Origin of the sequence: Acinetobacter sp. TUM15071, from assembly GCF_008980925.1 — a bacterium.
Lineage (GTDB): Bacteria > Pseudomonadota > Gammaproteobacteria > Pseudomonadales > Moraxellaceae > Acinetobacter > Acinetobacter dispersus.
Genome location: NZ_BKGB01000015.1, coordinates 49,721 through 63,195, shown reverse-complemented (window position 1 = coordinate 63,195; position 13,475 = coordinate 49,721). Strand labels below are relative to the sequence as shown.

The 13,475-nt window shown below is 39.2% G+C and carries 14 protein-coding genes; 6 read left to right on the top strand and 8 right to left on the bottom strand.

Going from position 1 to position 13,475, the window contains the following annotated elements:
- Positions 1-6 precede the first annotated feature (6 nt).
- Both GBI66_RS14310 and GBI66_RS14305 read right to left on the bottom strand, forming a co-directional pair.
- On the bottom strand, positions 7-1,893 hold the full coding sequence (locus tag GBI66_RS14310) for a DNA primase (protein ID WP_151716563.1): 1,887 nt from the start codon (positions 1,891-1,893) through the stop codon (positions 7-9).
- 128 nt (positions 1,894-2,021) lie between these two features.
- On the bottom strand, positions 2,022-3,119 hold the full coding sequence (locus tag GBI66_RS14305) for an outer membrane protein assembly factor BamD (protein WP_151716562.1): 1,098 nt from the start codon (positions 3,117-3,119) through the stop codon (positions 2,022-2,024).
- A 71-nt stretch (positions 3,120-3,190) separates the two neighbouring features.
- On the opposite strand from GBI66_RS14305, the gene rluD reads away from it, so the two are divergent.
- The 3 genes from rluD (at position 3,191) to GBI66_RS14290 (ending at position 5,709) form a co-directional block, all read left to right on the top strand.
- Positions 3,191-4,240 carry a 23S rRNA pseudouridine(1911/1915/1917) synthase RluD gene (gene rluD / locus GBI66_RS14300; protein ID WP_151716581.1) on the top strand — a complete coding sequence of 350 codons (1,050 nt, stop codon included), beginning with the start codon at positions 3,191-3,193 and terminating at the stop codon, positions 4,238-4,240.
- A 72-nt stretch (positions 4,241-4,312) separates the two neighbouring features.
- Positions 4,313-5,053 carry a peptidoglycan editing factor PgeF gene (gene pgeF, locus GBI66_RS14295; protein WP_151716561.1) on the top strand — a complete coding sequence of 247 codons (741 nt, stop codon included), beginning with the start codon at positions 4,313-4,315 and terminating at the stop codon, positions 5,051-5,053.
- An 83-nt stretch (positions 5,054-5,136) separates the two neighbouring features.
- Positions 5,137-5,709: a flavodoxin family protein gene (locus tag GBI66_RS14290; protein ID WP_151716560.1), complete on the top strand. Its 573-nt coding sequence runs from the start codon at positions 5,137-5,139 to the stop codon at positions 5,707-5,709.
- Positions 5,710-5,748: 39 nt separating this feature from the next.
- On the opposite strand, the gene smpB is transcribed toward GBI66_RS14290, so the two are convergent.
- The 6 genes from smpB to GBI66_RS14260 all read right to left on the bottom strand — a co-directional run bounded on the left by smpB (position 5,749) and on the right by GBI66_RS14260 (position 10,498).
- Complete coding sequence (gene smpB, locus GBI66_RS14285) at positions 5,749-6,222, bottom strand: SsrA-binding protein SmpB (RefSeq protein ID WP_151716559.1); 474 nt, start codon at positions 6,220-6,222, stop codon at positions 5,749-5,751.
- A gap of 126 nt (positions 6,223-6,348) precedes the next feature.
- Positions 6,349-6,543, bottom strand: a complete 195-nt coding sequence (locus GBI66_RS14280; protein ID WP_151716558.1) for an AlpA family transcriptional regulator — start codon at positions 6,541-6,543, stop codon at positions 6,349-6,351.
- 1 nt (position 6,544) lies between these two features.
- Complete coding sequence (locus GBI66_RS14275) at positions 6,545-7,519, bottom strand: hypothetical protein (RefSeq protein WP_151716557.1); 975 nt, start codon at positions 7,517-7,519, stop codon at positions 6,545-6,547.
- A 1-nt stretch (position 7,520) separates the two neighbouring features.
- Positions 7,521-8,240: an inovirus-type Gp2 protein gene (locus tag GBI66_RS14270; RefSeq protein WP_228267300.1), complete on the bottom strand. Its 720-nt coding sequence runs from the start codon at positions 8,238-8,240 to the stop codon at positions 7,521-7,523.
- A gap of 268 nt (positions 8,241-8,508) precedes the next feature.
- The gene (locus GBI66_RS14265; protein ID WP_151716555.1) at positions 8,509-8,829 is read right to left on the bottom strand and encodes a hypothetical protein; all 321 of its coding nucleotides are present in this window, start codon (positions 8,827-8,829) and stop codon (positions 8,509-8,511) included.
- A 427-nt stretch (positions 8,830-9,256) separates the two neighbouring features.
- Positions 9,257-10,498 carry a hypothetical protein gene (locus tag GBI66_RS14260; RefSeq protein ID WP_151716554.1) on the bottom strand — a complete coding sequence of 414 codons (1,242 nt, stop codon included), beginning with the start codon at positions 10,496-10,498 and terminating at the stop codon, positions 9,257-9,259.
- 817 nt (positions 10,499-11,315) lie between these two features.
- On the opposite strand from GBI66_RS14260, the gene GBI66_RS14250 reads away from it, so the two are divergent.
- The 3 genes from GBI66_RS14250 (at position 11,316) to GBI66_RS14240 (ending at position 13,426) form a co-directional block, all read left to right on the top strand.
- Positions 11,316-12,482 (top strand): hypothetical protein, encoded by a 1,167-nt coding sequence (locus GBI66_RS14250; protein WP_075316180.1) that lies wholly within the window; start codon positions 11,316-11,318, stop codon positions 12,480-12,482.
- A gap of 165 nt (positions 12,483-12,647) precedes the next feature.
- Entirely contained in the window at positions 12,648-13,025 is a 378-nt protein-coding gene (locus tag GBI66_RS14245; protein ID WP_005147529.1) for a hypothetical protein, read from the top strand.
- Between the two features lie 101 nt (positions 13,026-13,126).
- Positions 13,127-13,426: a hypothetical protein gene (locus GBI66_RS14240; RefSeq protein WP_119055355.1), complete on the top strand. Its 300-nt coding sequence runs from the start codon at positions 13,127-13,129 to the stop codon at positions 13,424-13,426.
- The last annotated feature ends 49 nt before the right edge of the window (positions 13,427-13,475 follow it).

The window sequence follows — 13,475 nt, the reverse complement described above, 5'->3', positions numbered from 1 at the left end:
AGACAATTAAGACAATAAACGTAAACTAATCTGCTTGGTCAACTCATTCAATTGTTGACGTAAATTACGTGATTCAATCAAAGAAATGGGTGATTTGAGCTTTAAGCGCAAATATTTCTCTTGCAGCCCCAAGGCATATTCCTTCGCAAGTTTATCGGCAACTTCTGGTGCTTGGGTTAAGGCCTGAATATTGGTGCGTTGCATGATATCAGCCAATTCATGACTATAACTGCTACAGGCCCCGAGTACATAATAGGTTGCGAGTTCTTGATCATCTGGCAGATCATCAAACACAATATTCAGTGCAGCTAAAATCTTCGCCAAGAGTTCATTTTGATCAATCACCGCGCGTAATTCTTCAAAATGAATATACAGGAAGGGGTGATGCATTAAGATTGCAACCGCAAAGTCTTCATCTTTGGTCTGAATATTAAATGATAAAGAGGCATCATGGCTGATTTGTGGAGTGAAACGTTTTCCGAGACCAAGCTTTTCACGAAAAGACTGCGTTAACAAATAACGGAATGAGCCATGTTTAGGTAATAATTCAGTCAATTCGCGCAGTTCACCCATGACCAAGCTTTTGCCTTCAGGAGTGCTGACGTCATGCTGTCCAGTTAGATGTGCAAATACGAAGTCTGATAATAACGGTGCTTGCTGTAATAGTTTTTGGAAATTCTCTAAGCCTTCGCGACGGATTAAAGAGTCTGGATCGTGTTCATTGGGAAGCACAAAGAATTTTAACTCACGACCATCATTGAGTAGCGGAAGCGCAATTTCTAAAGTACGTCGTGCTGCTTTCTGCCCTGCAGCATCACCATCAAAAGCGATGGTGATTCGAGAATTTTGTTTAAATAGCGTGGTTAAATGATCTGCGTTACTGGCTGTGCCAAGTGTGGCGACTGCACCATTAATGCCATATTGCTGTAAGGCGATCACATCCATATAACCTTCAACCATGAACCAGTCATTGGCCTTGAGTTTACGGCCTTCATATAGGCCATAAAGCAATTGATTTTTATGGAATACTTCTGAATCAGGGGAGTTGATATATTTGGGTTTGATCTCATCGTTTAAAGCACGGCCACCGAAGCCAACTACTCGACCTTTATGATCGCGAATTGGAAAGATCACTCGTTCACGCAATAAGTCAAAGTCTCGGCCACTGTCACTAGAACGAATAAGGCCGATTTGTTTTAAACCTTCAATATCTTGTGGGAAGGCTTTTTCTAAATGTTGCCAATCTTCTGGCGCATAACCTAAACGCCAAAATTGAATGGTCTGTGCAGATAAACCACGTTGTTTGAAATAGTTTTGTGCTTTCTGGCTATTGGGGAGTTGACGTTCATAAAATTGGGCAACATTTTGCAATAGGTCATAAAGGTTGCCTTCTTGTACCTGTTCTTCAATATTAAATGAAGGGTCAAACTGTGCAAAAGGATCATCAATAAAGCGATCCATATCGACAAAATGATCGTCCAGTGCTTCATGGATAGACTGAGCTGGTGCGATTGACTGCTCTTGCTGTGGTTGTGGTTTTTGCTGAGCAGCAGTCTGTTGAGGGCTGCGCTTATAAGAAAGTTTTTTATTGTCGTGATTATCTTTGGGTAATTCGATGCCTGTCTGATTAGATAAATCTTTCATTACATCGACAAAGTTACGACTGTCAATGTCCATCAAAAAGCGAATGGCATTACCATTGGCTTGGCAACCGAAACAATGATAGTACTGCTTATCTCGATAAACATGGAATGAGGGGGACTTTTCCTGATGGAAAGGACAGCAACCCGAATAGGTTCGCCCCGTCTTTTTTAACTTCACACGCTGACCGATCAAATCGACAATGTCGGTTCGATCTAGGATTTGATCAATCGTATGTTGTGGAATAGCCATGCGTGTTTAACCATCTAAAACAGGGAGAGAACATTCTTGCTCGGCAAAAATGTCAGAAATCATTGTTGCATAAAATGAAAAACAGGCAAGGGGATACTTGCCTGTTTTGTGAATCAGAAGATTGCAAATTAATTTGCAGCATCATCCTCAGTTGTTTTTTCAGCTTCTGGTTTGTCTAATAGACCAAAGCTTAAACGGTTTTTCCAACTCGGTTTATTTTCCGTTGCTGCTGGTGCTTCAGGCGCTGCAACTGGAGCAGGTGTCGCTTGTTCCGTTTCCGGTTTGCCAAACAAACCGAAGCTTAAGCGGTTGGTTAAGCTACGTTGTTCAGTATCGCTTTTCGCTTCATCTTTGACTTGATTGGTTTTAGATTCACGACCCAACAAACCTAAAGTTGCACGATTCACCCAGCTACCTTCTTTACGTGCAGCACGTAAATTCACTTCGCCATTCGATTTTACTAAGTTCGGATAGTTCAGTTTTAAGATATCAATATATTGTTGCGAGGTCGCTTTATCACCAAGCTGTTGATAGCTATAAGCCAGAGTCGCTAACGCTTCAGGGGTTTGTGGTGTTTGTGGATAATGTTCAATGACCCATTGCGCACGTTCAGCAGCAGCAAGCCATGCTTTACGTTGAATATTGAAACGTGCTGCATTCATTTCACTTTCAGCAAGTTCTTGACCAATAAACTTCATACGTTGAGCTGCATCAACTGAATATTGGCTACTTGGGAAACGACGAATCAGATCAACAAAATTTTGATACGCGACTTTTACATAGCTCACATCACGGTGTGATTGCTGTAAAGATGTATAACGAATTAAGCTGTCGTAATTCATTTCCATATTCGCTACGCCACGGACATAGTAAGCGTAATCTACATTTGGATGCTGCGGATTTAAACGAATGAAACGATCTGCAAGCGCAATTGTGCCTTCATAATCTTTTTGTTTGAATTTCGCGTAAAGAAGCTCTAGTTGAGCTTGTTGTGTGTATTGCCCAGTAGGATAGTAAGTATCTAAAGCTTCAAGTGACTTTACCGCATCTGTATATTGATTACGATCAAGCGATTTTTGTGCTTTTTCGAAGTAAACTTGTTCACTTGATTGTGGACCTTTATCCACCACTTCTTTCTTACTTGGATTGCTGCTACAGCCCACAAATGCAGATGCTACACCTAAAGAAAGTGCAAGCACCGTAATTTTATAACGTGGTAGCGACATAAAAACTCCTCTGTTATTCTGGGCAATGAGCTACAATGGTGCTATTAAACCATTTTTGTACCGATCATCAAATGACTTCAGCACAATCTTCCAATTCAAACATCTCTGAAACAGATTTCTTACTCGAAGATTCTGTCGATGCAGATAATCATAATTCTGACTCAACTGCAACACGTTTATCGTTGCAAATTCAACTTGATGAAAACTATTTAGGTCAACGTATTGATCAGGTTGCCGCATTGGTTTGGAGCGAGTTTTCTCGTGAAAAACTCAAGCAATGGATGAAAGACGGACATCTGTTGGTAAATGGTAACATTGTTAAACCTAAGTACCGTTGCGAAGGCAATGAGCTGCTTACGCTCGAAGTTGAACTTGAAGCACAAACATCAAGCCAGCCTGAAAATATTCCATTAAATATTGTCTATGAAGATGACGATATTATTGTGATCAATAAAGAAGTGGGGATGGTCGTTCATCCTGGTGCAGGCAACCCAACCGGAACCTTGGTGAATGCGTTACTTTATCATGCACCAAAATTGGCAGAGCTGTCTCGCGCAGGCTTGGTACATCGTATTGATAAAGACACCAGTGGCCTATTGGTGGTTGCAAAAAATTTAGAAGCTCAATTCTCTCTGAGCAAGCAGTTAGCCAAGAAAAGCGTTTATCGCGTTTATGATTTAGTTGTCTATGGCAATGTCATTGCGGGTGGCACCATTGATGAGCCGATTAAGCGTCATCCTGTTGATCGTGTCAAAATGGCGATCTTACCCGGCGGGCGTGATGCGGTAACACATTATAATGTGAAAGAACGCTTCCGTGACTTTACCCGTATTCAGGCCCAACTTGAAACAGGGCGTACTCATCAAATCCGTGTGCACTTTAGCTATCTTGGGCATGGTTTGGTTGGCGATCCTGTTTATGTCAATCGTGTACGTTTCCCAGCAGGCGCATCAGAAACATTAACTGATCAGTTACGTAGCTTTAAGCGTCAAGCTTTGCATGCCGCTAAACTTGGTTTGGTACATCCACGTACGGGTGAAGAAATGATGTTTGAAGCACATTGGCCTGAAGATTTTACTCAGTTGCTTGAAGTCCTCCGTAGTGAAAATGAAGCCTATTAAGTAAAGTTCCTTTTTAATAAAGGATGATTTGTTCAGCTCCTCCCTTTGAAAAGGGAGGTTGGGAGGGATTTTATGGAATTTGTAAAAGGTCTGCCTAATGGTGTTTATGTTGGGCAAACACGAATTGAACATGCTCAAACCATTGCAACAGCAAATGAAAATCTGTCTGGATTTAATCTGGCTTTGCATGTCAATGATGATGCACAACGTGTTCAACAGCATCGTATGGTCTTGTTGAATCAGTTATCTGTATTTGGTGTAGATAAAATCACATGGATGACGCAAACCCATAGCACTATTTGTCATACCGTAAATGAACAAATTCCATTTATTGCGCTTGAAGGCGATGGCTTGGTTACGCAAAAAGCAGGTCATGCTTTAATGATGATGACAGCTGATTGCCTGCCTGTAGTCTTGGGAAATGCCGAAGGGACTGAGGTTGCCAATTTGCATGCCGGTTGGCGTGGTTTAGCCAATGGGATTATTGAAAATACTGTCACTGAAATGCAGTCTCAGCCGAGTTGGGCATGGCTAGGTGCAGCAATTAGCCAACCGTGTTTTGAAATAGGTGCCGAAGTTAAAGCCGTATTTTGTGAAAAATATCCTGAACTCGAAACTGCTTTTGTTGCGGGTCAAGTGGTGGGTAAATATCATGCGGATCTTTATGCGATTGCACGCTTTATTTTAAACCGTTTGGGCGTGGAAACTGTTTTAGGTGGAGATCAGTGCTCTTATCAACAAGCCGAAGATTATTTTTCTTATCGTCGTGATGCAAAAACAGGACGAATGGCAACTTTTGTATTCATGCAATAAATTGCATCCCTTGTGTTGTTGATTCGCCATGTCGTAGTGAAAATGTTAAACTTGATCTAATTCATTGGTTTTTAAAATTCTCCATGTCTGTTATTGAGCAAATTATTCCCCAAGTTAAAGTTTGTGTGGTTTATCACAGTCCTTATGGGCATACAGCCAAAGTTGCGCAATATATTACTCAGGGTGCCGAGCAGGCAGGTGCAGAGGTGCATCTCATTTCTGTGGCTGCGCCACAGTGGGACTTATTAGACCAAGCAGATGTGATCGTTATTGGTTGTCCAACCTATATGGGCAGTCTCACGGCTGCATTGAAACAGTTTATGGAAGATTCGTCTAAACGTTGGTTGGCGCGGGCATGGCAAGGCAAACTGGCTGCTGGTTTTACCAATGGGGGCGGTCTTAGTGGCGACAAATTGGCGGTATTGCAGCAGATTAATTTATTTGCGATGCAACATGGCATGGTGTGGGCTGGTTTGCCATTTATGCCGACGGGAAGAAGTGCTTTAGATATTAACCGTATGTCGAGCTTTCTGGGCTTAATGACCCAGTCCGATAATGCCAGTGTTGAAATTACTCCACCAGAAGGTGATTTGGAAACTGCACGTAAGTTCGGAAAATATCTAGCTGAATTAAGATTGACACATATCCCAGTTTAATATCGAGCGAAAAAAACCTCCAATAATTGGAGGTTTTTTTTATTTATACAGCAGACGAGATTTATCACGTTGCCAGTCACGGTCTTTTTCTGTAGCACGTTTGTCATGTAATTGCTTACCTTTTACCAGTGCAATTTCTAACTTAACCAAACGACCTTTCCAGTAACAAGCCAATGGTACACATGAATAGCCTTTTTGATTCACTGCACCCAAAAGCTTTTCTAGCTCACGACGAGAGAGTAGCAACTTACGCGTACGCGTTGCTTCTGGAACGACATGGGTCGATGCAGACAATAAAGGCTGAATTTGTGAGCCCAGCAAAAAAGCTTCGCCATTTTTAAAAACCACATAGCTTTCAGTGAGCGTCATACGTCCTGCACGCAAAGACTTTACTTCCCAGCCTTGGAGTGACATGCCTGCTTCAAATTTTTCTTCGATAAAGTAATCGTGACGCGCTCTTTTATTTTGAGCAATCGTGCCACCATTATGTTTTTTTACAACAATCTTGTTCATCTCAACCTTTTGAAAATGAATAATTAAATTCTGTAGTTTTTTCGAGTTACCCGTTTAGTTACCCGTTTTAAAAGGCTCTTAATTTAGAAAGAAAGCCTGCATTTAGCAGGCTATCATATCAGAATTTTACTTATGTTTTTCTACAACTATTTTAACACTTGATTCGTGCCAAAAGACTTCTTTATCGCTAACTCTGATTGGCTGCGGAATTTCACCTTTTTTAATCATTCGATAAAACTTGGTTCTGCCAATAGAAAGAAGTGCCATAAACTCTTTTGCTCGAATTCTACGATCAATTTTAAAGTTATGTGCAATACCCATCTTATACACCCTCCAAACTTTGAACTTTGACTTTCGTATACAAAACACTAAATGTCGGTTCTACGGAGCCAATCCTGTATAGAGCATCAGTCCCTGTAAGATAAATTCTCAGTTGCTTTATCTGCTCTTTGAATGACTGAGTTTTTTTGTGAAAAAGGTTACTTTGCATATAGCCATTCAACAGCGATGGGTCATAGAAGATTTGGTAACCGTGAGTTTGTTCAACAGATAGTTTTATCTTTTCAAAAAAACTTAAGTCTGTCAGGTGTGCAGGACTATCTAGGAAATCACGTTTGAACAGAATGATGAATCGTAATTTCATCTGTCTGTTGGGTAATGGTTCTTTTTTCAAAAGAACCGCCAGTAATTGTTCACCATCCAGATTATTGATGAAACCATTTTTTACATCCTCAATAAATTGATCTAATTGAGGAGAATGCAGGTGCGATGAATCCATTATGGATATGAACTCATAGAATGCGAACCCATTTGATTCTTTCTGGACTGCTTTTAGGGCATCGCTAAGCTCTTGATCACTAAAATTATGAGCATCATCCCAACCTTCTTTTAACTCTTTAAAATGATGAGTTAGCAGAATATCTTGAAATTCACGAATGAAATTAGAGCCTCTTATAGGATCAGTTCTCCAAGAGTGCTGTTGATCAATTAACCCATGTCGCTTTGCTAATCCAATTCCGAGATTTAGTTGGGGGTGTAGCATTACTTTCATGACACCATTCACCCATGGTAAGTGATGTACCCATTGTATTGACTTTATTAGTTTATCTACATTTTCAGGTAAAGTTTGAGGGGGCAAACGGTACGCTGGGAACACAGGTTGACTGGGCAAACGAACTTTCGATAATTCGTTAATAATTTGTCCGATCTCAACTGGGCTTGGGTGTGGTTGAGTGATTCTAGCAATTTTGCTCATATACGCTGAATGTAGCAGCGGAGCATCATTTTTCTTAAACATATTATTTACCTCCGCTTTTTTTATTTACGGAAGACTTGTCGTCTTGTGATTGTGATGTTTTGCGTGGTCGGCCAGCATTGCTAATTTTTTTTGGCTTCTGGCTTTTTTGCATTGCTCTATATTTAGATGAATCCAGTGTTCTGAATATGAATGCTTGATCTGCTTTACACAGGTATTGAAGACATTCGTCTAAAACTATACGTTTTTCACTGTCGAGGTGGTTAATCATACCGATACCTAATCTTTTATATTTGTGTTTTGCCTTTTGGCAGTTATAGGTGCAGCCATTACCGTGCGTGAGCGTTTTCCAGTACTCTGTAATCTCATGTGCGTAGTAGCCATCTTTTTGGCATTCATTGCCGTTCAGAATTAGGATGGCGTGAGCATGAAACCCTTTCTTGATACCGTGTTCAAATTTGAATATGTAAGCCTTGATCTTACTCAAAATTGGATTATGTCTACGGTTGTTCAAGAACTGTTTCAGTAACTCTTTTAGCAACACAAGCTTGTCTAAAGAATGAAACTCATGTTTAAGGCCATCAATGTGATAGTTGGCTTCTAAGATCTCCTTTGGAATTTTGAATCCAAAGTCAATGCGTAGTACCAAGAGCTTTGACCATCGTTCAAAGCAGGCATCTATCATTTTGCGACATCCCTTTAATTGAGTAGTACTCTTTAGGGTACGTTTTTGAAGAGCGAGTTTGATTTTCTCACTCTTCATGCACTCACGTATCAGTTGAAAGAAACGATTCAATAAGTCAGCTCTCGTTTGAAGATACATCAGACTTTGCGGATGATTTTCAAATAGTCCGAGCAAATTAAGATCGCTGTCTAACAGGTCTAATGCCTCATAGAAGCATGAGATTTCTTCACCTACCTGGAAGTCTTCAAGTTCCTTTCTACTGATTCCTATAAGTTCATCAAATACAGGAATGAAAGGGCGAAACCAGTCAGGGTAGGAAAAGATCCCATTAAACGCATCAACTGACTCAACGGTCGCTGCAAATCTGTTTTGCTTTACAGCACTCCCAGACCAGAGATGTCATGTTTAGCATCACCTTAATACGAAACTCACGATATAAAACCGTTGCATCGAGTGAGGATGATGGTGACAACTCATAGGTCGAGTCCGTGATGAATGGAAAAATCGCAGCCTCATCAAGTTCTCGATACTTATGTGGTTTGGGGTTAGCCTTACAGAACTTTTCCATAAGCTCGCGAGTCATAATGGGACCGTTGTGTAATTGGTTAGACTTCATTTTGCCACCTTTAGCAAAACGGATTGGTGCTACTTTTCTCTTAATGCTCATGAACACACCTTTTCCTGTTTCCAGACAATGGATGTATTAGACCCTCTAAGATGAAGAGTGATACCTCGTATCACATTGAGTGTTGTAGAAATAGTACTGAACAAGGATGTTGGTACTAATCTTGAGTTTGGATAAGCTATTGTAAATAATAGTATTATCCTAATTTTTTCTGGGTGTGATTGAGCTAAAAACATCCCTTGCGGAAGGTGTTTTTGCTGTGAATTGGGATTGATTCGGATGTACATAATTACCAACTTTTAATCAATATGAATTGAAGAAATTTTTGTGTCACCCAAACTGCTAATCGCACCTGTCAGGTGCATTAGCTTGGGCTTGCTCTAAATATAAATTTTTCATTTCAATTTAAAGCTGGCGATCAGGTAGAGGTGCTTTTTATTAAGTTATTTATTTTTAATGATTTTTAATTCTATATTTTTATTTTATTATTTTTTTTAATGAGTTTGACGAGGTATGGTACGAAATTTTCCATTTTTAAGTTTGTAGTCCGATTGTGCTCTTGCTCTAGATTCCTAATAATTTTATCAAATTTCTCATAATTAGCTTGCCATAGTTCATTAGCAGCTTGAGTCGTATTCTTAATCTCATCTTTGAATTGATATGATTCAATTAGTTCCATGACTCGATTATCTAAAGTTTCATAAAAATTCTTAATTTTTTTAGTACCTTGCTGACTAAAATCTGCACTATCGAGTCTTCTTAAAAGTTTTGTGTTATTTAATAAGCTATGCTTCGTACAGATTGGTGCGGTCTTACTGATCTTTCTAGCTTTGGCTTTGTACTTGTCAAGTAAACCAAAATCGATTGCCTTATTAATTGTTATGTCTAAAGCTTCATATGACGTTTTATATAATTCTTCACTGATTGTTGGAAGTTCTTCTATGTAGGAGCGAAGTGTTTTATGACTGTTATCAGTACACAATTGCTCTATATCGGGTATCAAATACTCTAATGTGGATATAGGTTGGTCAATAAGTTCATTTATTTCTAGCTTTTCAACTTCAGATATTAGTTCCTCATATTGCGTGTGTAATTGATAGTTTTCTGTTGCAACGATTAACCCATGAAGAATATATAAATAATTTTTTGAATTCTCATAATCATTAGTGAGTCTGGTTTCTATCAGTTTTATAGCCTCTTCAATTGTCAGTTTAAATCTGATATTTGGTCCTAAAAAGAATTTTATTACAGCACCATAGATAAGAATAAGAGCGCTCAACAATTGAAGAGTCTTATCTTTGAAATGGAAGAATCCCCCATATTGAAGAATATGGGCATCAGCAAGGTTGCAGTGAAAAATATCTTTAAGTATGTATTCTGGTAAAATTTGCCCATGAGTTAAATAGAATTTTGTTGGATAATCAAATTCATGTAGTTCAATCTCAAATCCTATTCTTATTTTTCTTATATCTTTTGGGAGAACCCCTTTTTTTAAGTGCCTTTTTAGTTGAATAAGCTTATTTAGCTTGCCTTCAGTAAGAAATGCTTGTGAAGAAGCTATTTTACTTAAGGTATAAATAATAGCATTGCTAGCGGTATTAAAGTGTTTCCGAAGCTGTTTTTTATTGGGTACAGGAAGAGCCTCAAGAACAGAAAGATCAATCAGATTTGGTAATTGTTTATCATTTTTTTTTGTTCCTGAATTTGACATGATTTTTCCTTAAAAGCTTGTACAAGTTATCTTTAATTATTAAATTTTATAATATTTTTCTGCTTTATGAAACTTGAATATAGAGATGGTTTTTGGTGTGGAAAAATAGCAGAAGATATGTGGTCTACAATAAAAATTTATGCAGAATTGAGCAGTATTTGGCGTTGAAAATCTAACCCATAACCTGAGTGGTAATTTCTGTATACGAATTCAACATCAATCCGTTCGCTCAACTTTGTCTGCTTGACGACAGGCAGAGTGGGGGCTATCCTTTTGATGCTGGCCTACATTGCCAGTCGGTTTTAGCAGACCGTTTTACCCAAAGCACACGAAAAAGTTTTTCTTTTTTGTGGGCGACCTTGCGTGTCCCCTCTGCGGCGGAACGGGAGGGGACATCCTCGGATGTGCTGATCTTTTTGGGTATCAGTCTGCTAACCCCTTTTCGTTTCGCCACCATTATTTAGCAGTGATGTGGTGAAACTTCTTTATACCCAAAGGAGTCGCCCATGCGTCTACAAATTCTTAATTTCCTGTTCTTCTCTATCCCCCAGTGCTGTGTGTGGCTTTGTCTTCACTAGACCAATAACAGCATACATAAAACAATAATTTTATCTGGGGTAAACAAATGAAGGATGTCCATCCTCTGTTTGTCTGTGTGCTCGGATCATTTTTACTGATCGGCCGTGGAAAGTTCATTTCCTTATGAATATTCACGCCTGAATAAAACACAGTACTCCAATAAAGAATCAAACAAGGATTGGCGCGATAGCCTTACAGATGGCGAGCGTTCATTCAAAATAAAAGAGAATGATTCACCATGACAACGAAACTAAAGTATCTACCTCTATGTATTTTGTTGGTTAGCTTGGCGGCATGTTCAAGTAAAGATAAGCACGAGAACAATCAAGCAGTAGAAAGTCAAACTCAAGAAGATACAGTGAGCCTTGATGCAATCAATGAAAAATCAGACATTATTGTTGCCAAAGACAAATTGAGCGCAGACCAAAGTTGGCAGCAAGCAGAATCCCAAGTGCTTTTTCCTGATCCTAAAATCTTTTATCCCAAGCAAAGGGAATCACTGGATTTCTCAGAAACTCCGAATGTGGTCAACGATTTTTCATTTCTGAAAGACTACGAACGAGTCAAAAGCTTACTTAATCTAAATCGAGATCAGATTTTTGTGATTGGAGATAAAGATCGAGATACAGAGGAAAATAATGTATTACTCGATTTGAGCACTGATGAATATTTTAAATATGCCAATAATCTAGCCATCAACTATGTACGCTATTTAAAGTCACCAAACATTCAGCCTAAGCAGGAATTTGAAAAAACGCAGGACTATGAAAATCGAGTCAAACAGGCTCAACAAGACGCTGAGAATAATGCAATTGATTATGACGTGGATCTTTTACAGAAAGCGCTGAACCGAAGTGTAGAAGATATTAGCCTTGCACTATCTAATCGTGCTTATCACTATGATCCTGATACAGAACAATTGTCTCTAGATTTAGAACAAGAAGATAAAAATGGCAGTTCAATCGTGGTCTCTAAAATCCTGCTTAAAGTCCAGCCTGAATTAGCCAAATTGATTGTTGAAAATCTCACATTACTCAAGATGGGCTATGTTTTTAACTTTCATGACAATAAATTGAATTTTGAAGGCGTATTTTTCTACTTCAATCAAATCAGCAAGGCCAATAGAAGTGGTGACCCCGTAGAAATGAGGGCGAACATTACTCCCGTATTTAAACCAATTGAATTTAAGCAAAAAAGTGTCATGCATGCAGTGCCAGCCAGTCCTGAAATCCCTGAAAAGTTAGAGGCTACACCGTTTAAGGATGTACTTAAGGCTCCACTTTGGAATTTCAAATTTGGATTAGAGAACTATCTCTCACCTGAAGATTTGATCAAGAAATATCAGAAACAACAGGAACAAGAACAAGCTGTATCTGAACCTGTGCAGGAAAGCAGTGCTTTATAAGGATGACAGTATGCTCAACTACAGATTGGCATGAGCATTCTCTCAAAATAAAGAAATTTCAAATACATATTACCTCTATGAAGCATGAGCACCAAGCCACTACACCTAGATGTGTGGCGCTGCTCAACATCAAATCAAGGTAAATCCAATAAAGGAAATATTGTTGTGAATATACTTAAAAAATTAATGCTGTCTGCTGTTATCACACTACCGTTAACCTTATCAGGCTGTGGTACATCAGGCTTCAATCCCGATCGCATGGAAGTCAATCTCAATACGGAATATAGCGAAGGAGGTTTATATAATCGAACCTATGTGATTTTAACCCTCCGTTCACTGGACTCTGAACCGATTACCTTAAATAAGGTTGATGTGAACAACGGACGCTGTAGTTATACAGGTCGATACAATGATCCGATCAAGCTACCTGCCTATTTCCAGATTGGGCAATCTTTACAGCTTTATTTGAGATGTTCCTACGATGCTGTGGTGAAGGTCGATATTGAGACTGATCAAGGCTCAGCAAGTTATAGCTTTAAATAACAAACCGAAAGCACACTTATGAACCATGCCCAAGAGGCATGGTTTTTTTATGCCTGAATCAAAAATTTTAAGCATTCATATCTACTTACAGGACTTTCGTGATGAGCACCGTACATTGTCCTTATTGCCATTCTGAACAGGTGATTCTCAAAGAATCCCAGCCGAATGGTCCGCAGTATTTTGAAAAGATCCTAGACGCATTTTCACCGCCTGCAATGGCAGCACTGGGTATCAAACTGGCAAAAGAAGCAGGTATTCCCCCTTATATCGGTGGGCTGATTGGAGTAGTGGTCGGTGGAACATTAGTTATGGTCAGCCAGCATTATTTCTATCGACATTATAAATCTGCTTTGCATTACCGCTGTCTGCAATGCGGACAAGATTTTGCTGTAGCTGCTTAAGCTTCATTCAATTTTATTTTTAAACAACTTCACTTTTATAGAGGAATTA